14 protein-coding genes are annotated in these 20737 nt (G+C 53.7%); all 14 read right to left on the minus strand.

Features of this window, described 5'->3' with window-relative positions; all coding sequences use genetic code 11:
• Positions 1 to 14: 14 nt before the first annotated feature.
• The 14 genes from tssE to hcp all read right to left on the minus strand — a co-directional run bounded on the left by tssE (position 15) and on the right by hcp (position 20734).
• Positions 15 to 470, minus strand: a complete 456-nt coding sequence (gene tssE / locus C7434_RS09615) for a type VI secretion system baseplate subunit TssE (RefSeq protein WP_133745393.1) — start codon at positions 468 to 470, stop codon at positions 15 to 17.
• Positions 470 to 1015 (minus strand): type VI secretion system lipoprotein TssJ, encoded by a 546-nt coding sequence (gene tssJ / locus C7434_RS09620; RefSeq protein ID WP_133745394.1) that lies wholly within the window; start codon positions 1013 to 1015, stop codon positions 470 to 472. Before tssJ ends, tssE begins: the two co-directional genes overlap by 1 nt.
• Positions 993 to 2078, minus strand: coding sequence for a type VI secretion system baseplate subunit TssG (tssG, locus tag C7434_RS09625; protein WP_133745395.1), 1086 nt, complete (start codon positions 2076 to 2078; stop codon positions 993 to 995). Before tssG ends, tssJ begins: the two co-directional genes overlap by 23 nt.
• A complete protein-coding gene (gene tssF, locus C7434_RS09630; protein WP_133745396.1) occupies positions 2042 to 3796 on the minus strand; it encodes a type VI secretion system baseplate subunit TssF in 1755 nt (584 codons plus the stop codon). Before tssF ends, tssG begins: the two co-directional genes overlap by 37 nt.
• A 509-nt stretch (positions 3797 to 4305) precedes the next feature.
• Positions 4306 to 5586 carry a PAAR domain-containing protein gene (locus C7434_RS09640; protein ID WP_133745398.1) on the minus strand — a complete coding sequence of 427 codons (1281 nt, stop codon included), beginning with the start codon at positions 5584 to 5586 and terminating at the stop codon, positions 4306 to 4308.
• A 30-nt stretch (positions 5587 to 5616) separates the two neighbouring features.
• Entirely contained in the window at positions 5617 to 7221 is a 1605-nt protein-coding gene (gene tssA, locus C7434_RS09645) for a type VI secretion system protein TssA (RefSeq protein WP_133745399.1), read from the minus strand.
• Positions 7221 to 10703: an ImcF-related family protein gene (locus C7434_RS09650; RefSeq protein WP_133745400.1), complete on the minus strand. Its 3483-nt coding sequence runs from the start codon at positions 10701 to 10703 to the stop codon at positions 7221 to 7223. Before C7434_RS09650 ends, tssA begins: the two co-directional genes overlap by 1 nt.
• Entirely contained in the window at positions 10700 to 11908 is a 1209-nt protein-coding gene (locus tag C7434_RS09655; protein ID WP_033740741.1) for a hypothetical protein, read from the minus strand. The genes C7434_RS09650 and C7434_RS09655 overlap by 4 nt, the downstream gene beginning before the upstream one ends.
• Positions 11909 to 11949: 41 nt before the next feature.
• A complete protein-coding gene (locus C7434_RS09660; protein ID WP_226374549.1) occupies positions 11950 to 12285 on the minus strand; it encodes a hypothetical protein in 336 nt (111 codons plus the stop codon).
• A gap of 176 nt (positions 12286 to 12461) precedes the next feature.
• Positions 12462 to 12929, minus strand: coding sequence for a hypothetical protein (locus tag C7434_RS09665; protein WP_033740743.1), 468 nt, complete (start codon positions 12927 to 12929; stop codon positions 12462 to 12464).
• A 3-nt stretch (positions 12930 to 12932) separates the two neighbouring features.
• Positions 12933 to 15056 (minus strand): M23 family metallopeptidase, encoded by a 2124-nt coding sequence (locus C7434_RS09670; protein WP_226374550.1) that lies wholly within the window; start codon positions 15054 to 15056, stop codon positions 12933 to 12935.
• 14 nt (positions 15057 to 15070) lie between these two features.
• A complete protein-coding gene (gene vgrG, locus C7434_RS09675; RefSeq protein ID WP_133745401.1) occupies positions 15071 to 17422 on the minus strand; it encodes a type VI secretion system tip protein VgrG in 2352 nt (783 codons plus the stop codon).
• Complete coding sequence (gene tssH / locus C7434_RS09680; RefSeq protein WP_133745402.1) at positions 17419 to 20073, minus strand: type VI secretion system ATPase TssH; 2655 nt, start codon at positions 20071 to 20073, stop codon at positions 17419 to 17421. The genes vgrG and tssH overlap by 4 nt, the downstream gene beginning before the upstream one ends.
• A gap of 169 nt (positions 20074 to 20242) precedes the next feature.
• On the minus strand, positions 20243 to 20734 hold the full coding sequence (gene hcp / locus C7434_RS09685; protein ID WP_133745403.1) for a type VI secretion system effector Hcp: 492 nt from the start codon (positions 20732 to 20734) through the stop codon (positions 20243 to 20245).
• Positions 20735 to 20737: the final 3 nt, after the last annotated feature.

The following is a 20737-nucleotide window of genomic DNA, read 5'->3' on the forward strand; positions in this document are numbered from 1 at the left end:
GATGCTATCTGGCCTTACAGACGGGTTGTGGTATCGATATACTGCTGTTGCTTCAAGTGTCTCAACATCACTCGTCCCTCGGGCATAAACTCGGTGCCATAGCGTACGAGGCCAATGCCCTTCAGCTCAGCATCAATGGCATAACGCAACTCCCCGGGGACGTTCTGCTCCAGCAGGACGACAGTAATTTTTTTCAGACGTGGCTCATATTTGAGCAAGACAGCAGACAGGGTGCCCATCAGCTCATGGGCGGTACCCGGCATCCCCTGCAGGATTTTGGTCATATCCGGCAGGCCGTAGTCAGGCAGATGCGCCAGCGTGCCGGCACGGCAGTTGAGGACGCGCTGCATGTTATCGAGCACGGACAAAATCACCTGATTTTGTTCACTGACCTGATGGAGATCGAGGCCGCCGGTAAAGTTGCCGGTCAGCATTTCATACAGTGAAGGTGTGTTGTGTCCCTGGGGCATCAGTCGTCCTTGAGAGGTTGCAGCGTAAGATGATTGTTACCGGCTTCCAGAATGCGCGGCTTATCCGAGTCAAGGTCTTCGCGCCCTATCACCAGCTTCCAGGTGTTGTTGACCATATCCGGGTGACGGAACAACCCGACCACGGCGACAAACTGCGCATCTTCTTCCATGGGCATATCAAGATTTGCATCCCCGCCAGGTTTCACCACGACATCGCGGGTGGCCAGCAGGTCAGCCTTCAGAATGGTTTCCCCGTCTTTCAGCAACTGCTGGTAGACCGTTTTGTCGAAGATTTTGCGGCCTTTCAGTTGCCAGACACGGATAACCACCGGCTCGGACAGCGAGTTACTCTCGCGTGAATCGGTATTAAGCGCCTCACGGGCGGTGAAATCCAGGTGCAGCACCTTAATTTTTTTGTAGAACACGGCGTTAAATGCTGATTTGGTGCCATCGGTGATGCTTTGCGTCGCCCCGCAGCCTGCAAGGCTGAATGCCAGCAGCGGTAACAGCCAGCGCATGGTTTTAGTTAAACTTGTACGTAACACGTCGGTTTCCTTGTTGTAGTGTCGCGGGCTGCAGGCCGGCGTAATAGCCCAGTTCCGTCGTAAAGGTCTGTGGGATATCGTCCGGGAGACCTTCGTCTTCCGCGCCCAGCACGCCATTCATCCCCAGCCAGAATGGGCCTTCGCCAAGGGGCGGCGCGGCCAGCAGACGGGTGGCGGTAGTCAGGGTGATTTTTGCCTTAAAGCGCCAGCCCAGATATACACGCAGCATCACGAGAAAGTCCTGATACAGCAGACCATCCGGTTTCCAGCCCTGTGATTCCTGTTCGTTATCGGTAGACAGGGCAATCAGCAGCTGACTGTTAGCATCCATCGCTTCTTCACCCAGCGGCGTGTTGCCATCCAGAAGAAAATCGTCATCACCGTAAAAGCCCAGCGGCTGACTGACCTCCACCGGCCGCAGGCAGTACGGGCTCACCTGCACCGTCGTGTCAGGTGCCAGGAGACTCACCAGCGCCTGCATCCCTTCCTGGGTTTTACCTGGCTGCTGCAGTACGCCCAGCAGCGACAGAAAGCGCGATACCGGGGTGGCGATATGCTCTGCGGTGCCCGGAATGCCCAGCCCCACCAGACCCAGCAACGACTGCGAAATGCTGTCTGTGCCGCCGGGCTCAAACGTGGCCGGGTAAGAGTATTTACGCCAGATGCGATAAAACTGCGTCAGGATGCGGTGGCTGAAGATATCCAGAAAGCCCTGTAGCGCCTCATGCCCTTCCCGGCGCTGGGTAATGTCGTCGAGATAGGCGGTTGGCAGCGGCGAATCCACGCCGTACATGCCCATAAACGTGGCGCGGATGAGCGGTGGTTTACTGTCATCCTCTTCGTCATACTCTACGGCTTTGAGTTCGCTCGCCGGGAACCCCATTCCAGGGTGCGGCGCAAAGCGTACCGGGTCATCCGCCGGATGGCTGGTCGAGCCCATCAGCGGTTGGTCCGGATGGCGCTTCTCCAGTAGCTGGCACAAACGATAAAAGTTTATGCGGTGAAGATCGGCCTCCAGCCGCGGGGTCAGCCGGGAATACGACGGTTGTGCTTCTCTTCCCATTCCAGGCGTTCTCCGGTCGGTTGCAGAATAATAATCAGGCGGTTAAACAGATAGATATCGGTGTAGAGTGCAAAGAAGCGGCTCAGCATCTCGCCGAACAGACAGATATCACCTCGCCCGGCAAAGCCATGGCTGTCCAGCGTCACCTCAATCTGCACGCCGCGTACCAGGTAGCCCTGCTCGAAACGCTCGGTTTCGCTGTGCTTCACGTCAATGATGGCCTCCAGGCGGCGGCGGTTCATCTCGCTATCGGTCCATTCATACAGCGCCAGGGTGCCACGCAGCACATCGGCATTATCCATCATCGACAGAAATCCGCTGCCGAGATGGCTCAGCACGCGCCAGTGGAAACGGTCCTGCGCCGGGGGATAACAGGGTAACGTCGGCGCACACAGATTACGCACAGCGATGCTGGTCGAGGTGGTTTTCATTACCGTATCAAGCACGGTGCTCTGCAGTGCACGTCGCGGCAGCTGGCCGTTGGTTCCTGTGAGGGTCAGCGACAGGCTTTCATCTTCTGGGACGATGTGGTTATCAAACGCTTCGCCCCCCAGGATAAGCCAGGTGTTATGCAGTCCGGAGGGACCTCGGCGCACGCGGGTGTGGTAGTAATATTCCGGGGCCTCATGGCGCATCATTCCGCCTTTGTGACGGAAGCTGGAGAACGGCACGTAGGTATGCTGGCTCGATGACATCACCGAATCCACCGCGTAAATCTCGGTATGGCCATCCTGCACGCGCATCGGGCGCAGCATGTATTCTGTCTGCAGGGAGTTGAGCGTCAGCGGGTCGGATTCCAGCGGGAACAGGTTAATCACCGGCACACAGTTCAGGCGCAGATGCTTTTCGGTAAAGCTGAAATCATGCTCCCAGCGCACCGCCAGTACTACGTCAATTTCAAACCATGGGAGCTCAGCCGGAAAGACCACGGTCTCCAGCCCACGCAGCCCTGTGAACATGAATTTTTCACGGAAGGTGAAGTACTCCAGCAGCAGTTGATAGCCGCTAAAGCTGCTGCTTCCCTTCGGCCACAGGTCATCGTCGTCGCCGAAACCCAGCGCGGTGAAATACCCGTCGAGCGGTCTTCTGTCCATGTCTCCCGGCATCCGCAACCATAGGCGGGCCGTGTTCATGGTAAAGGCCTCATGCATCGCGCAGGCCAGCGGTGCATCAGCGTTGAAGTAGAACGGGAGCTGGCTGAGATCGACACGGCTCCAGTCGGCGAGATGGCTGCAGTTAAAGCGCAGCGTGATAACCGAACGGCCATCCGGATCGGTCGCCAGTCGGGCACTCTCAAGCGACAATGGCTGAAGGGTAATCTCTTTGGTTGTGGTATACCGGCAACGCGTGCCCTTCTCACCGATCGGCCGCGAGTTCACCTCAAAGCCTTTGACGATGCGCATCTGCTCTTTCATCTCACGCCAGTCAGGGATGAACTCCACCACCGACATGGACGGAATGGTACGCAAGTAATGTGGCCACAGCAGGCTGACCAGCCCTTCGGTTAGTTCAGGCAGGTCGTCATCAAGCTTCTCACGCAACCGGCCCATCAGGAAGGCAAAGCCCTCGAACAGTCGCTCCACGTACGGGTCGCGCGCGCCCGCTTTATCGAGATTGAGCATTGCCGCCTGCTCGGGGTGAGCACGGGCAAACTCTTCACCGGCTTCCAGCAGATAGCGCATTTCAGCGTCATAATAACGCAGGGTTAAATCATCCATATTTATTTCTGCTCAATAATTGCCGAATGAAAAGTATTATCTAAATAAAATTGTGCTGATGATGTTCCTGAGAACAGGAACATCTTATTAATTATCACGCCGCCCACATACCGATGGTGGTAGTACATACTCAGTGGCCATCCCCGGCATCCATCCATCAGGACGGCCGGTGCATTTCACATAGCCTTTACTTTGAAGAGCCGAAGTGTATGCAAAGGAAAAAATGACCGAACTTATGAGAAAAACGCCAACCAAACCTATAAAAACTCTATTGGTATTTTTGCATTTTATAATAGTCTGTTCCTCTCCGTGCCGCATAGCCAGATACCAATATATACATGGAAAAAGAAGGATTATCGGTATCATTAGTAGAGCGGAAACCGTTGGTGAAAAAATAACCTCATTTCCGAATTCAAATAATCCAGTGAATGCATCATATGCAAACCATAAAGAACTAAACGATGAAACATACCAAATAATAAGGTTTCCAATAAACCTACGTTTTGGACTCATAAATCAATTACCTGTGAAGTTAAGTCGCCAATGTATTTTTTAATGTACTTTTTTATCTCAGACTCGACGACCTGCCGGCCTTTTCTAAGCACTCCATCAATATACATCGCGCCTAAATCCAGTACGTCGTCTGAAACCTCTCGGGATTTTTCAACAAACTCTTGTTGGGCTGATTCGATGTAAGGAGCTATAAAATTAACCAGGTTATCTGTAATATGATATTTCTTATCAATAGTGTTTAATACCCATGCCAAACCAGCACCAAAAACAAGGACTACGGCTATGTTCAGGACAACATACGCCGACATTGTATATAACCCCACAGCGTAAAGCGCTGCTGAAGAAATGCCCACTTTGACGAGGTCGGTAGCAAGTGTTCCAAGGAACATTGTAAGTGTAGTCTCATCATTCAATATGAAGTCAATTGTATCTATTACTGATACATAGGCAAAACCGAGAATCGCACCATCGATAATAGCTTTTTGCAAACCAAACTTCCCTATGCCTGCTTCAATGATTTTTGGATTCATTTCTGCAAAGACCGGGGCGTTTAGCGTTTTCCTGATAGCCGCATAACCACTAATCTTTATCAGCCGTGTTCCTTTGTGATTAATAAACACCGTCGCGGTAATACCGATACTTCCAAGTTTGTAAACTATCGCTGAAGCATTAACTGCATCATCTATATTCGTTGCATAAGTTTTAACAGTATTCCCGAGAGGATTTGTTGTGGCATCTTTCCATTTCTTTTTAACGAAATCCCAGCCGTCAATAATCTTCTGGCATTCCTCCAGCGTCAGCAAGAGGAAATCATGTCTGTTACGTCTCAGCATCCCTCGCACATTGTCATCCGGAACGGTGTGGGTGTTAATCAACGTAGGATATCCCGGAGCTAACATCGTATCAGCCTGCGCGCCTGCCAGAAAAACCTGAGAAACGGCATTCGCTATCGATGTCTTTCCAGGCTCCTCAGCAGAAGCTGCTGCTCCTGCTGAACTTTTCTCGTATGTATCATCCATCATCGACGGAATAAACTTCGCCTTGCAGGGGCAGGTACTGTAGCTGTCGAGGGTTCCGGCCATTCGCCGGTTATGAATGGTATCGTTGTCGATGCCAGCGGCTATCTTGAAAAGCCCGGCATGTTTACCGCAGGTCACGCTGTCCTGTTCCCGGGCAACCGGTTTATCAAACAGAGTGTGATCCTCTGCGCCCGTGGTGATTTTCCCGCCGCAGGTCGTCTTGTCGCCCTGCACCAGGTAAAAGCCTTCTGCTGCCATATTTTTCCCTTTAGCTGAATTCTGTCCGGGTTATCCGCAAAGCACCGCACTGCTGGCCGGATCGAGCGCAATCAGACCGGACAGAAGCAAATCCATCTCGGGCTGAAGCCGTAATTTATCAGTTTCACTGCGTGTGGCTTTCATTCGCAGCAGTCTGAGGCGACGTGATTTCACTTCAAACAGCAGTGCCGGTGTCCACTGCGTGAGGGTGATCGACTGTGCGGCACTGTCGAGCTCACCCAACAAATGCAGCGCCAGTTCATTCTTACCTTTCTGCTCGGCCACACGGGCCATCAGCAAACGCAGCAGCCATTTGTCTTTTGCGGAGTCGGCGCCCGGGCGCGTCTGGAGCCAGTGGAGTGTGGCGTCCAGACCGTCAGTGTCAGCTTTCTCCAGGGCTTCCGGCTCGAGAGCCAGGATATGATTATCCGCCTCACTGACAGTACTGACCGGCTCATCCCGCCAGCCGGACATATCGTCCAGCACGCTCTGGTTTATCCAGTTCAGCGTGACCTCATCGGCAAACGGCGTACCGTCATTAAAGGCCAGGGTTTCAAGACCGGTAAGGCGACGCAGCAGTCCTTTCAGGTCGGCAGCGATGATATCAGCCAGTACATCCTGTCCCGATTTCATCAGGGCCTGGTGGATATACCACTGCAAATCCAGCCAGAGGTGATTGGCGCCACGCGAGAAGGTGCTGTCCGCCTGCTCCAGTATCTCCAGCCAGCTCTGCTGCAGGTACAGGCGTTTGAGCATGGCCCGCTGATCAGCGCGCGGCGGTTCGATGCGCGTTTTCCCTTCGGCATCCGGGGCCGGAATTGCACTCAGCGTGTCATGACGCAGGCTTTTCATCAGTCGGTGTGCGGCAAGCCAGCCATCAGGTTGCTCACGCAGATATCTGGTCAGTGTACGGGCCTGGGCCAGCAAATCCTGACCGGAGGTAATGCGACTCAGAATCGGCGCGTCAGGCTCCGTCGTGTGCGTGGAGGTCTGTGACTGTGCCTTGTTACCGGCGTTCTGTGGCACCATAGCATCCACACCACCGGCTTTGATCAGGCGAGATTCCAGCGCGCTGTACAGGGCATTCAGCTCAGGGCGTGACGCTTCCGGCTCAGTCTCCTGACTGTCGCGAATAAGCAGCAGCGCACCGGCAGTGCGCACTGCATCGTCGCGTACCACTTCCGGCCACAGTGACAGGCTGTCCAGAACACGGGAGCCTGCGAGCCACTCCAGCGCCGGTTTACGGCTCCGCTCACGCTGAGGGTGAAGCTGCGTTCCATAGCGCTGTAGCAATCCCGCCAGCAGTTCAAGCCCTTCTGCAAATCCGGTTTCCCCGTCCTGGTGCAAACGCGCCCAGCAGTAATAGGTGGCAACCCGGATATCTTTGGCAGTGCTGGTCAGCAGTTTTTCAGCAAGCGTGCAAATCAGCCCGGTATCGATACCAGAAAGCTTATTGACCTCCTCCCGGATACGCTGAAAATCGTCGTCATAGCTAGGGTCTTCTCCGGTCGGACTGGTGCCAGTTACCGGAGCAAGCCAGGGCTGCCAGTTTTCTGTGCGTGTCTGCGCCTCTTGCCGCAACTGAGAGTCTTCATCAGCCTGACAGGCGGCAACCAGATTTTGCAGTGTGCTCATTATTCGACTCCATCCATGTCACTGTTTCCGGCACTGGCCATCAGCGCCTGAGCCGTGGCTGCGCTGTCGACACTGAATATCTGATCCGGCAACGTGAATCCGCGCAGATCGAGCAGTGCCAGCGGGCCTTTTCCGAGTTGTGAGCGCAATACCCACTGCAGGGTTCGACCGTCCGGAGCGGTGAAGCTCATCATCCACTGGCTGCGGTCAAGCTGCTGGCGCTTGCCCTGGTCCAGCCAGCGAATAAAGCCCCAGGTCCCGCTGTAATCTCCGAACAGGCGGGCGCCGGCGTTGACCGTAGTCCAGGTCAGCATCGTCCCCGGCTTGTAAGTCTCTCCCGGCCAGCGGAAGCTCTGCCAGTCAGCCATCTGATTGAAGTAGTGCAACGGCTGGCCATCAATGGTCAGTTGGGTTTCGACCACCTGCGGTACAGGGCGCGCCTGCAGCTCAAAGCTGATGCCCTGGCTGCCATCGGTGAACAGAATGTCTGACAACTGGCTCAGTTGATTAATCGCCCGCAGGAAAACCGGGTTAAAGCTTAGCCCCTGGCTGTTGACCTTATCCGGTACCCACTGGCTGCCCTCTTTGTGCAGTACCCCGCTGAGCTCTGTCGTCAGGAAGCGCTCAATACGTCCGCTGTCCTTGCGCAAAAACTCAGCCAGCATTGGCAGGGAGGCATCACTTTTACTCGCCGCAAACGGGAAACGCCCGTCAAAGGCGGTGTGCCAGTTCGCCACCACTGACCGGCTCCACTTGTCATTCAGACTCGCTGCCGACGGCTGAAGCACGGTCTCCCAGGCCTGGGTCAGTGGCTGCACAAACATCGTGCTGCCAAAACCGCTCCACTCTTCGCCAAGGCTTGCCGAAATCAGACTGCCGTACTGCTGGGTGTCGGTCAGATCCACACTTTTGCCCTGGAATACGGTCTGCGCCAGGGTCTGCATCATTTCCTGAGGATCAGAGGCGCTGGCCACCTGTTGCAGACGCAGACGCACGCGGGTAATGCGGGTCAGATACGTCTGCAGGCTCAGGGAATTGTCAGCCGACATGAGATTGCTGCCTTTTTTTTTCCCCATCAGCGTCAGCAGTGGACCAAAGGTTTCATCGAGCGGCCCCTGCGGCCCTGACGCAGACTGGTCAATCGCAGGTTTGTCTTTCCCGCCTACGAGATCTTTAGCCGATTTGATGATGGAATCCGAAAGGCCTTCGCTTTGCTGACCGGTCTGCCCCTGCCAGGCGATGGTATTCATCAGAGCAATCAGTGGCGACTGACGGACATCACTCATCAGCGTCAGCTGGTCAGTCACATCAGCAATGTTGTTTGCCGGATTCCAGTGCAGGCTGTTGAGGAAGCTCAGCCAGCTGCCGGCAAAGTCGGTGAAGTAACGTTGCGTCAGACGTGCTTTCAGGGCTTCCGGCGACAGGTCTGAGGAAACCGCTTTCCAGCTGTCGCTCAACACCCAGTCAATTTCATCCCGGCGGGAATTTGCGGCCTTTTCGATAGCCTGCTGAATGCCCCCTTCCCACGCCTGGCGGGTAAACATGCCGGGCACCACTTCCTCGGTGGTGAACAGTCGCCGCGCATCGGTACCGCCGGTCATGTCTTCCAGAGACACATCTGCGAAATTACGACGCACGGATTTGAGCATGTTCTCATACAGAGTGCTTTCAGCATTACGCCGTCCAATTTGCTGCAACAACACCTGACGGCTCTGGCTCACCAGCTGCGCATCCGGCGTGATTTTCCACTGTGGCTGTTTTGGCAGTTCGGAAATGTAGAAGGCCCACAAATCCGGTGACAGGCTTTGCCACAGGCCGGTTGAAATGTCCATCCGCGTCGGCTGCACGGCTTTCATGGTCTGAGCGTAATACGCGCCATCGGCTTTATCCGGACGGGACATCATCAGCCAGGCCTTCAGTTGGTTATAGCCCGGTTTCGCCAGCTGTGCACGCTGGTCGCTGCCGGGAGCGGAGCCTGCCAGCACGCTGAGCTTCTGCGTCAGGGCGGCATTTGCCGGGTCGCGGATCAGGCGGTTGTTCGCCACGCCGTACCAGGGCAGCATCGCATCGAGCAGTTGCTGGTTATGGTCCAGACCGAAGCGCTGATACCATGGCGCGCCTTCCTGAATTCGGTGCTGCAGGCGGCCGGCGTCATTACGCAGCGTATGCAGAGCCGTCAGCTGATAATCCGATACGGAGGGATGCTCCACCAGAGCATGCGCCTGCTGCGCCACAGAGACAATCTGCAGGCGGTTGACCGCAAACGACAGCAGCGTCCCCGCCCCCCAGACACCGATAATGGCCATCAGCGTCCAGGCCAGCGTCTGTTCCCACGCCATACCGACACGGCGGCCACGCACGCGGGTACAGTCATCCACAATACCCTGCCAGGTTACCGGCAGGGTCAGCGCATGGCGTTGTGATTCCGGGATATATTTCTCAGCGTCGGCAGGTGCAGCACTGGCTGTTTCTCCTGCGGTAGCGGCGGGTTTATTCTCCGGCAGGCTGAACATCAGGCCTCGCAGCGGAACGCGCTGCTGAGAGGCGGCCAGCCATGGCTCCAGTTGCTGAGCCCAGCGGGCGATGCCGCCGTCTTTAAGGTGCTGGCCCAGGCGCAGCAGGAAGTCGTGGCCATTGTTCTCAGCGACCTGACTCACGCCCTGCGTTCGCAGGGCCGGCAGCATCAGCTCAAGCTGGCGGGTAATATCGTCGGGCTTAGCACGCAGTGGGAAACTGGCCCCGACCGGCTGCTCAGTACGTTTTGCCTGCGACCAGGTGCTGTCGCACAGCTGCCACAGCCAGACCGGGGCGGAATAACGGAGCAGTTCGCTGATTTTTTCCAGTCCGCGTAAATCGTTGTCGCTGATTTGTGGGGTCAGATTAAGCGACTGCGGCATGACGCGGACAATACCGTCCAGTGGACGCCCGCGACGCAGTTTACGCAGCGCGGCGTATTTTTCCTTATCGGGCTCAGCAGTCAGACTGCCGCCGTAAATCAGAACGGTACGGTTACCTTCAAGCCACTGGTTTTCCTGCAGGCCAGGTACCAGTAGTTCGATTGCCGCCTCATCGCCAGTGATTAACAGCAGACGGGTTTTACGACGCCAGTAAAGGCCAATACGGGAGCGGAGATGTCCCCGGATCTTGTTACACATTACCACCGCAGGGTGAACAGGCGCTTTATCATTTTCCCGCTTCTTTTTCTCATCATCACCGTTGGTGTTGTCGACAAGCTTATTAAACTCCTGTTTGCCGGCATTGCGTACCGCCGCCACAAGCACTACGGAAACGATAAGGGCGCAGCCTGAAATACATCCGCCGGCAATAAGCCAGTAAATTTGCTGCTGACTTCCGTCTTCAATCCCGGCTATATCCGGATGCTTCCAGACCATGAAAGTCATAACGGCTAACAGCAAAAAGAAAATCAATGCGACAGCAAGATAGCGGCCTTCCGTAGTCTTCGGTGCTAAAGGTAGCTTCACGGATCCATCTCCTGTCGGGAAGCAATCGGGGTAATGAGCGTGCTCCACAGCACATTCTGTGTGGTATCACCGCAGATAATCATCTGTGGTAACTGAGTTTGTCGGGCGATTTCGGTGGCGGCAGCGATAGCCAGCCAGGGGGCCGCGGCACCGGCATGTCCCATAGATGTATCGAGCGAAATGACGGCTTCGTCCTCTACAGACTGCGCAGGGTGCGCATTCTGGCACGCAATAACTTCTGCACGCTGCTCACCTGTCAGCCCGGCAAGCCATAAATTTTTGACGATATTTTCTTTGAGCGGGACGTTATAGGCAGCCATGTTCATCCCCTCCCTAAGCTCTCCGGTTGGAGCAGCATCTGGCCGGTGGAGCAACGCGAGAGGTTCGAGTGCCTCCTGGGTCAGACGGTTGCCAAGAAGCAGAGTAACGGCTGCTTCAGCAGTATTGTTTGAAACAACCGGATCAATCTGGAGGCCAACAATCAACAACATCGCATCATCTTTGATGCGGTGATCCAGCCAGTGGTTGACTACCCCCGGCCCATTGCTGTCTGTGTATTCAAGCGCGCAGGTTATGCCACTCTCCTGCCAGGCTTCCTGCCAGATATTTCTGACAGCAGAGAATGGCAGAGATGACGAGACATCAAGGATGACAACAAGCGAAGCGTTCTCAGGAAACTGGCGAACTGGAAGATCGGCAATCAGCTCTAAAAACAGACGTGAGATAACTAATCCAGGAGTATCTTCTGGTTCTGCCGTAATACGGCTCAGCCTCCTGCTTTTTTCGCCTTTCCAGTCCGACTGCGAAATGATAATGCTGTGATTATTGAGCATATCATCAGCAACAGAAAGCTGTTCGTCTTCCTGATGGGCTGTAATAAATGTCGTATTCAATACCTGAAGTGCACGACGAGCCCTACGGGTCTCACTTAGGATCCATTGCTCCCGACGCCGGTCAAAACCATTCGCTTTACTGTCCTGTAATGACCAGGCCCACATGCGAATTGTGAAACACACAATCCACACAACTAATGGTGTGCCAATGGCCAACATCCAAAAGTGACTGTTATCGATGTATCGTCCGAATATCCGCATAAAGATCACGCTGATGACCAGCATCGCCACCAATACGGCAAGCCAACGGGATATTTTAGGTGGAACTTGCCGGGGATAACATTTCGGAAGATCTTTCAGGGAATACGACATTCACACGCTCATGCTTTAAAATTTCCAAATTTTAACTAAGGCTAGTCACCATCAAATGAAATACTCTCAAGCAACTTCATCGAATTAATGCGGATTGACTCTCCTTTACAATCTATAAGCTCCTTAACATCAAGATATTTATTTCCTGATGCTATAAGCACGCCTACATGATCACTAGTTAGAGAAATACCTCCAGCACCAGAGAGTAATGAATCATCCCAATTTTCTATTTTGCACGAGTAGTCCGTATTTAATTTGTCATCGTGAACAATTACAGATCCAGCTTTATCCTTATCAAAATGAATACTTACACCATCAGTATCAATTGTGTTGTAATATCCCGCCCAAGAACTAAAAGCCGTAGCACCAAGCATCATAAACAAAATGAGTTGGTTTTAAACTTCATCATCAATCACCTCTCTTGCTTTTTTAGTAGCTATTTTCCTTTCTGCAATACCTTTATCTGCAACATTTATACCTTTAGTTACTTTCAAAAACCTTTATGCAAGGAAAAGTTAGATTGCAAGGGGAACTTTTATTTAAAGCCTTGTTATTATAATGTTTTTACTTTCTTACCAGATTTAGACAACTGATACACTTCTTCAATTAAATACTTATTTTTCTTCAAAACCAAATGATACTCAAAATAGTCCAAATCAGCATCTGTCTCTCCAAATCTAGATGGCACCTCTGTTTTAATTGTAACGCCATGATTATCCTTTTCAGTGCTGACTATTTTTTCCCCATCAGCAATATGCAAAGAGTATTGCCCATATATGTCATAACCAATTCTGTCAGAAGATTGCGTGCAATATTTATTTAGTAGTTTAATGTACTCATCCTTCGTTTTAAATCCAGTGTCTTCACTTAAATTTTGTGTAGCTTCGTCATTCCACTGCTCATAGTCACTTATAAAATTAGTGACTGTTTGTTGGGGAGACAACTTTGCATTTGAACTCATTGCAAAAGCTGAGAAGGTCATCGACACAAATAGCATAACCAGTAATTTTAAAAACTTCATAACTTATTCCTCAATGGCAAAATAGTCGGATTCTTGTTCTGTAGAATCGTTAAGCGCATACCAGGCATGCTTGAATGCAGGCCACCTGACGTCCTCAAACGCCATTCTCCCTGGATTTATTCTCCGAGTAACCTCTTCAGCATTATTATAAGTCGCCCCCTTATCAGCCCAAAAGTTTATTCCTAATTTTCCGGAGCCCACTAGTCGTCCATTGCGACTTATATACTTTTGCTTACTGGACCAATAATAGCCACCTGCATCAAATGCGAAAAATGCATCTTCTACGATTAATTCATTATGAGGTTCTATAGTGAAATAATTAGAACCTGAACCTTGACGATATGCACTGTAATGACCATAGTTAGTCCTTCCAGTTAGATGAATAGATCCCCGACCTTTAAACCGAGCACCATCACCAGCCTGTATATTTCCTAACTTATTGCCCTGATCCGTACCTGGATCATAGTGCGTAGCAAAGTAGTTCGCAGAACCTAATTCGACTAAGCTATCGAACCGCCCGGTTTCAGCCGCCATCTGTCCGAAGAAGTGTGAAATCCTTATTGGTGTGTTAATACCATATTTATTTAGTATTTTGGGGAGTGCCTCATTTATGGACGCTGGACGTTTAACATCCCCAGCGCTATTCGTGCCCTCTTCTGTTAAACGTGTTGTGAGTTCATCAATGGATAATGGGTGTCGGCGGTCATAAACAGTCACAGGTGATTTTTGATACTTTCGGACTAATTTAATAATGTCATTCATGCCAAGCCAACCACAAAGTCGCATGTGTTTGATAAAATACACAGGATTAAAATGCCATAACCTTCCGCTGCTCAATACTCCAGAGTCAAAACACAATGCTTCTGCATGAGCTTTAAATTTTGCGTAATCTTCATCCGTCATCGGATCATGCTCTTCACTACCCGTTTTCAGCCACGAAAAACGGGTGTCGATCGTACTTCTTTCCCATTCAAACGGGAAATGGCAGATTAGCTTCCCACACTGGTTATCGAACTCACCATCTTCCTGAAGTTTTTTAATAGCGGCTGAATTACACTGGCTTTCGCTGTCACTATCGTCATCAACCAACTGCCAGCCCGTCCAGTGAGGGAAATCAGCGTCACTAAACTTTTTGATGCCAGGATCCGCAAGATTTACCACTCCCTTTCCGCCAGGATAATTGACCGTCATCCATAATGGCGCATCTGCCGGTACCAGTGTTTCATGGTCTGTATTGATCACCCGCCCAAAGCGAAGTAATTCAAACCCGGCACTCGGGCTTTCCTTATAATTCCGCATCGCGGTTTTATAGAGATTGTATTCGTAGTCTTTGCCATCAGCATTCACCAGTGGCTCGCCCAGTAGATCATATTTCCCGTCAACCTGCGTATTTTTCTGCCGCGTTACCATCATGCAGTTGCCCTGGGCCAGAGTCATGCTGACATACAGAGGTGCATTGCTCGTATAGAGTTCGGAAAGTCCGCTGATAGAAGTGCTGTTATCTGCAGGTGCCTTGTCATAAAACTTTGTCTGCGGTGGCAGATAAAAGTGAATATCACCGTAAACTGCATCGGTGCGGCCATTCTTCGAAATATCCAGCTCTCCTGTTTTCCTGCCCGTGAGCTTGCTGATATTGTCGTCATCGCAGAAAACCTGGAAGTGGAACGCATTCACTCCATCCACCACCCCGGGAGTACCCAACGGATCTTTACGATAAACTTTCTCACCTTCCTTAACAGTTTCAGCCAGCGACTTCAGGTGCATGTAGAGGGAGTAGAAAGCCACTTTTGCTTCATCACCGCTACCGATCTCGGTTTCATGCTTTATCAGCACATAACCATCATCACTCCCCTTTGTATTGGGTTTATCGGCGTTGATGTTAAATGGTGCCTGATCGCGCTTGTCTGAGCTTTTGCGGAGTGAAACGACGGTACCATCAGCTATCGCCCGCACGCTCTCAGCAGGTCTCCCTTCGTCAGTCTGACGTATATGTATTCCGCCATGCCACGAACCATAACCGTTAACCGGATACCCACGGCGGTCAACTACGGTCATGACTCTTTCAATCCAGGCCGCATCAGTTTCATGGGCATCTTTCGCTTTCAGAAGCGGTGGGCTGATAATCATAAACTGACTCCTTGTCAGGAAAAGCTGAATTTACTGGAAGGTTCTGTGGTTTCAGGAGCCACATTCGGGAAGTCTTCTGGCTTATTGGCCTTTTCTTTTCGCCCGTAATGCCCGGCTTTAGTCCGGTACTCCCCCTGTGTGGCAGATTCAATGCCATGGGCATCAAGGGTGATATAGCTTCCACCCCCGTTGATCGTGACCTGCTTCCTGGCAATAATCTCGATACGATCTTCGGTACTGACGACGCTGATTTCTCCACGAGCGATGAGCTCCATCAGGTCATTCTGTGCCTGGATCCTCACCGGCCCCTGGTTCGCGATGAGCTTGATCCCCAGCTTGCGGACAAACACGCTCAGGGCATTACCCACCCCGACGAACAGATTTTTCACCACGCTGACATCGGCATTTTTACCGGCCGTAGCTATCAGGTTCTGCCCGGCTGATACCTGCAGATGTTGCCCGCTGGTCAGTGCCATTCCATCCGGCGCGCTGAGCAGCAGCACTGATTTTTTAAGGTCTGTCAGCTGCTGTTCCAGCAGCATGATTTGCGCCTGGAGATCGGCCGGGTTCGCGGTCGCCTTCTGCGCGTCACCGGAGATGGACGTCATCTGCTCCCTGGCATCACCCAGATTGCTGACCGCCGGCTGCATTTCCAGCATCTGGCCCTGTGCTTTCGTCTGGCCATCAGCGCTGATGAACAGCCCTTTCTGCGCCCGTATCGCGCCCCAGCTGTCCGTCCTGAGTTCAAACCCCTCGCCGCGCTGTTGTTTCTCGCTGTCGACCAGGTGCCCGAGGTTCAGCTGGCTCTTGCCGCCGTACTCCGTCGACACTTTGATATGCTCTTTTCCGCGCTCGTCATCGAGGCGGATTTTGTTGTTTGCCGGGGTACGCAGGACGTTGCGTTTGTAGTTACGGATGGTGACGTGGTCGCCGTGGGCTGAATCGTGCAGCACGCCGGCAATGTACGGCCGGTCCGGATTACCGTCCTCAAAGCCAATCGCCACTTCGGTGCCCGCCAGCAGCGGAAGGTGCAGACCGTAAGTGTCGCCGGCATACGGGCGGGACTGACGCACCCAAAGGCTCTCGAATCCGGTCTCCCAGTTGTCCCGGTCGAACAGCATGTTGACGCGATAGCGACCGTCTTTATCGATGTGGCCGTAGGTGTCGTTTTCGGTGGTGCTGGTGACGCGTGCCGGCAATGTACCTGCCATCACGGGGCGTGAGCCGGGCTCAGGGCGGAAACTAAAATCAGTGCTGTCCGGGATGCCGTCGAAGTTGACGCCAAAGTCTTCATCACGGCGCGCATGGCTGTGCATCGCCGTGACGACCACGCCCTGAGCGAACACGTCTGCCACTTCGTATCCGCCAGTGACGTTCAGTACCTGACCCGGAGAGAGGGTCGGGCAGCTGGTGATGCCCTGCGTCCGGGTCTGGCCATTCAGATAACGCTCATGACGAATGCGGGCAAAAAAGGCTCCGGACTCCGGGGCCGGATTGCGGTCGTATGCATTACCCCGGGTAAGGTAGTTGTCTCCCCAGTGGTAGGCATCGCCACAGGTGGTGCTGTCGCCCTGCGTCGCATCCACCTGGGTGTTCATGTCATCCGTGGCCTGACGGTAGTTGTAATCACGGGTGCTGACCTGCTTCTGCACCACGTTATGATGGCTCTCCATGCCCCAGACCGAGTCTACCCCTTCCGAATGCTGTCCTGATGGCGGAACCGAGGGCAGCGTCAGGCCTTTTTCATACCCCTGCTGACCGTCGTAAAACTCCACCACGTCGATGTTCAGGCGCGTATCAGTGGTAAAGCGGAACCAGATACCCACCTCACCCAACAGGCGGGTAATAAAGTGCAGGTCATCCTCGCCGTACTGCATCACCTGTTCACGACGCGGGTACTCTTTTGAGAGTGAGAACAGAAAATCCTGACCGCGCATGTTGTGACGCTCGCGCAGAATTTTTTCAACGATTTGTGGGACCGACATGTCCTGATAAATGGCGTTCTGGTGCGAACGATCGAGCAGCGCCATGCGTGGCTGCAGCGTAAGGGCATAATGGGTTTCATCTTTTGAGGTGTTGAGACGTTCAAAGCCGCTCACCATTCCCTGAAGAGTTCGCACGGCCTGCTGCATTTTGATGCCGTAACCCTGGTCCACCGAGGCCTGCAGCGTCAGAGAGGCTGCTTTCATCAGCATCATTTCTTTGCTTATGGCATGGTCAGAGCTTGTGAATTCAATACGATAGCTGAATGGCGTGCTCAGGGCTTCATCGCCTTCAAACGCCAGTACATCGAGCTCTGCGTCACATCCCTTCACTGCCAACTGGTGATGGTTGTGGCTGAATCTGATCGGGGGATTGTTGCTCATGCGTGCACTCCTTGTGTGCGGTCAAACTCCAGCCCGATACCCTCTTCCTCACTCCAGCTAAGGCATAGCGACTGTGGTTTCTGTTTCGCAGCCATGTGGGTCAGCAGCTGTTGACTCAGCACCGGCAGAATTTGTTGATTGAGCAGACTGTCGACGTTACGTGCACCGGTGTCCGGCAGCAGGCAGGCGACAGTCAGCGCGTCATACAGGCTTTCATCAATGTGCGTGCTGAGGCCGTAGTGGCGATGTAAGCGCTTGCTGACCTGCGCGAGTTTCATCTCCACGATGGTACGCATGGCTGCTTCTGCCAGTGGGCGGTAAATTACGGTCTGGAAACGGGCCAGCAGCGCCGGCTGGAAGTGGTCACGCAATATCGGACGCAGCAGTTCGTGCAGATCTGCCTCGGTGGCTTCCGGCTGCTCATCAAGCAACTGCATCAGGTGGTCGCTGCCGAGGTTCGAGGTCATTAGAATAACGGTGTTACGGAAGTCAATTTCACGCCCTTCGCCGTCGCGCATAAAGCCGCGGTCAAAGACCTGATAGAACAGGTTCATCACGTCGCGGTGAGCTTTCTCCACTTCATCCAGCAGCACAACGCTGTACGGGCGCTTGCGCACCGCTTCGGTAAGAATGCCGCCCTGACCGTAACCGACGTAACCCGGCGGGGAGCCTTTCAGCTGGGAGACAGTGTGCGGCTCCTGATATTCAGACAGGTTGATGGTGATGAGCGATGTCTCACCGCCATACAGCACGTCCGCCAGCGCCCGCGCGGTTTCGGTTTTGCCGACACCACTCGGCCCGACCAGCAGGAATACGCCCTGCGGCCCACTCTCTGACGTCAGCCCGGTCTTCGCGGCGCGCAGTCGCCGGGCAATCGCAGCGAGCGCCACATCCTGCCCGACCACACGTTTACCGATTTCGTTTTCCAGAGCCAGTAGTTCGGTCTGCTCATCCTTCATCAGCGATGACAGCGGCACGCCAGTCCAGTCGGCAATGACATTAGCCACGGTGCGCACGTCCACATCCATCGTCAGTAACGGATGGCAGCGCTGTATGCCATTCAGTTCCTGCTGCAGCGCGCGCACCTCGCTCTGGCGGGAGATATCCTTACGGCATGCCAGCAGTTGTTGAGTTAGTTTGCGCTCCTGGACGTACCGGGTTTCAAGCTCGTCGAGAGCAGCGATATGCTCGTTCTCTTCCTGCTCAATGGTAATCAGGCGTTCACCGTGGCTCTGATTGCCGACGGCAATATCTTCCCGCAGCGCCTGCTTCTCCATTTCAAGCGAGGCCATCTGTGAGCGAATACGAATCAGTGGTTCCGGCACGGTGTCCAGGCTCATACGCACGCGGGCGCTCGCAGTGTCGAGTAAATCGACCGCCTTGTCCGGCAACTGACGGCCTGTGAGATAACGCCGGGACAGCGTGACGGCAGCACGTACCGCATCATCGGTGATATGTACGTTGTGGTGTTCGGCATAGCGGGATTTGAGGCCACGCAGCATCAGACACGCGGTGTCGTCATCCGGCTCGTCCACCTTGATCATCTGGAAGCGGCGCTCCAGCGCGGCATCGCGCTCGAAGTATTGTTTGTATTCGGACCAGGTGGTGGCGGCAATAGTACGCAGTTCACCTCGTGCCAGCGCCGGTTTAAGCAGGTTGGCCGCATCTGCCCCACCCGCCTGATTACCGGCACCGATAAGGGTGTGGGCTTCGTCGATAAACAACAAAATGGGTACTGGTGACTGCTGTACCGCGTCGATAACGTTTTTCAGGCGCTGTTCGAACTCGCCTTTCACGCCTGCCCCCGCCTGTAACAGACCGAGATCTAGCGTGCGCAGAATGACCGGTTTGAGGGATTCCGGTACGTTGCCCTCAGCGATACGTATTGCAAGACCTTCCACCAGCGCGGTTTTCCCCACGCCCGGCTCACCGACCAGAATCGGGTTGTTTTTGCGACGACGGGAGAGAATGTCCACCATCTGGCGAATTTCGCTATCACGGCCAAACACCGGGTCAATCTTGCCCTCTTTGGCTTTGGCAGTAACATCCAGGGTGAATTTATCCAGCGCCTTCTGCAGCGCTGGATTCAGTTCGCCCTCTTTCAGCTCAGTCCCGACAGGACGGCCGACAAACGCCACGTCCCCGCCATGATTCTGGGCCAGTTCCGCTTCGCATTGCACGTCCGGGCGTTCGTCCGACTGCGTGTCCAGCAGATGACGCAGACGCTTCAGCTGGCTCTGACCGAGCGTCAGCAGTGGCCACAGACCATCGCAGCGCGCCAGTTCAGGCTTATCGACCAGCACCATCAGCAAATGCACACTGCGGATGTGCTCTTCACCGTTAAGCGAGGCAATTAACCAGGCTTCCTGCATCAGCGTCTGAAGCGTGTCAGACAGCTGTGGGCGGCTGCGCACCGAGCGCGGTCGATTATCCAGCCAGCCGAGTAAATCCTGCCAGAGGTTATCCATATCCCACTCGTAACGGCGCGCCAGCACTGTCAGATCCCCCTCTCCCTGCTCCAGCAGTTTCAGTAGCCAGTGCTCCGGCAAAATTTCCGCATGGGCACGGGTCTGGCACAGAGACGCCGCGCCTTCCAGTGCACGGGCACAGTACGGGTTCAGACGACGTAACAGGATGGCTGGATTTTCCATTTTTTTCTCTCTTGATGGCTTCCGGGCACGCTACCGCCCTTCGCTTTTTCCCATTCCGGGAACCAAAGCGCATACGGTCGGGCTGGCAGATTGTGAGGTTCTTTGCTCAACACCCGTCATGACAGACTTTCAGCAAAAAAGCGGACAGAGAAGCTCTGTCCGCACTGGCTTACGCGGTGGCGCGTTCGTTCCAGGAGTCGGAATGGATGATGTTGCCGTCTTTGTAGGTCCAGGTGATTTTTTCGTAACGCAGTTCAATCTGCTCAAGGTGGTTGTGCTTCTCGAAAGCCGGGTTTTTGATGTCGTGCATCACCGGATTGACTTTCACGACCTTCACGTTCTCAAGCTTCGTGTTGAAGTACTCCACTTCCTGGCCCGCGTCGTTGATTTTGTACCACCTGAATTCCGCAGACTTGAGGGTCTGACCCGTGGTCACGGCCTTGTACAGGTACGGGCTGGACGAGTCGATTTCCTTGGTGAACAGGAACGGCGTGTGGATGCGCGTACCGGTCAGCTTGCCGGTGTTGTTGTCGGTCGGGATATACAGGTTATGCTCCTGTGCCACCACTTCGATGCTGCCTTCACGATCCTGAACGTCCACAGACCCTTTAATGTCCGCGCCGCCGTCGTCTTTCAGCCAGAGATAAACAGGAATTGCCATGGA

The sequence above is a fragment of the Pantoea sp. PNA 14-12 genome, from assembly GCF_004364735.1.
Classification (GTDB): domain Bacteria; phylum Pseudomonadota; class Gammaproteobacteria; order Enterobacterales; family Enterobacteriaceae; genus Pantoea; species Pantoea stewartii.

Bases quoted from the DNA above. Each gene is read 5' to 3' on its own strand.
- tssE (WP_133745393.1), bottom strand. From the start codon at position 470: ATGCCCCAGGGACACAACACACCTTCACTGTATGAAATGCTGACCGGC.
- tssG (WP_133745395.1), bottom strand. From the start codon at position 2,078: ATGGGAAGAGAAGCACAACCGTCGTATTCCCGGCTGACCCCGCGGCTG.
- tssF (WP_133745396.1), bottom strand. From the start codon at position 3,796: ATGGATGATTTAACCCTGCGTTATTATGACGCTGAAATGCGCTATCTG.
- C7434_RS09640 (WP_133745398.1), bottom strand. From the start codon at position 5,586: ATGGCAGCAGAAGGCTTTTACCTGGTGCAGGGCGACAAGACGACCTGC.
- tssA (WP_133745399.1), bottom strand. From the start codon at position 7,221: ATGAGCACACTGCAAAATCTGGTTGCCGCCTGTCAGGCTGATGAAGAC.
- C7434_RS09655 (WP_033740741.1), bottom strand. From the start codon at position 11,908: ATGTCGTATTCCCTGAAAGATCTTCCGAAATGTTATCCCCGGCAAGTT.
- C7434_RS09660 (WP_226374549.1), bottom strand. From the start codon at position 12,285: ATGATGCTTGGTGCTACGGCTTTTAGTTCTTGGGCGGGATATTACAAC.
- C7434_RS09665 (WP_033740743.1), bottom strand. From the start codon at position 12,929: ATGAAGTTTTTAAAATTACTGGTTATGCTATTTGTGTCGATGACCTTC.
- C7434_RS09670 (WP_226374550.1), bottom strand. From the start codon at position 15,056: ATGATTATCAGCCCACCGCTTCTGAAAGCGAAAGATGCCCATGAAACT.
- vgrG (WP_133745401.1), bottom strand. From the start codon at position 17,422: ATGAGCAACAATCCCCCGATCAGATTCAGCCACAACCATCACCAGTTG.
- tssH (WP_133745402.1), bottom strand. From the start codon at position 20,073: ATGGAAAATCCAGCCATCCTGTTACGTCGTCTGAACCCGTACTGTGCC.
- hcp (WP_133745403.1), bottom strand. From the start codon at position 20,734: ATGGCAATTCCTGTTTATCTCTGGCTGAAAGACGACGGCGGCGCGGAC.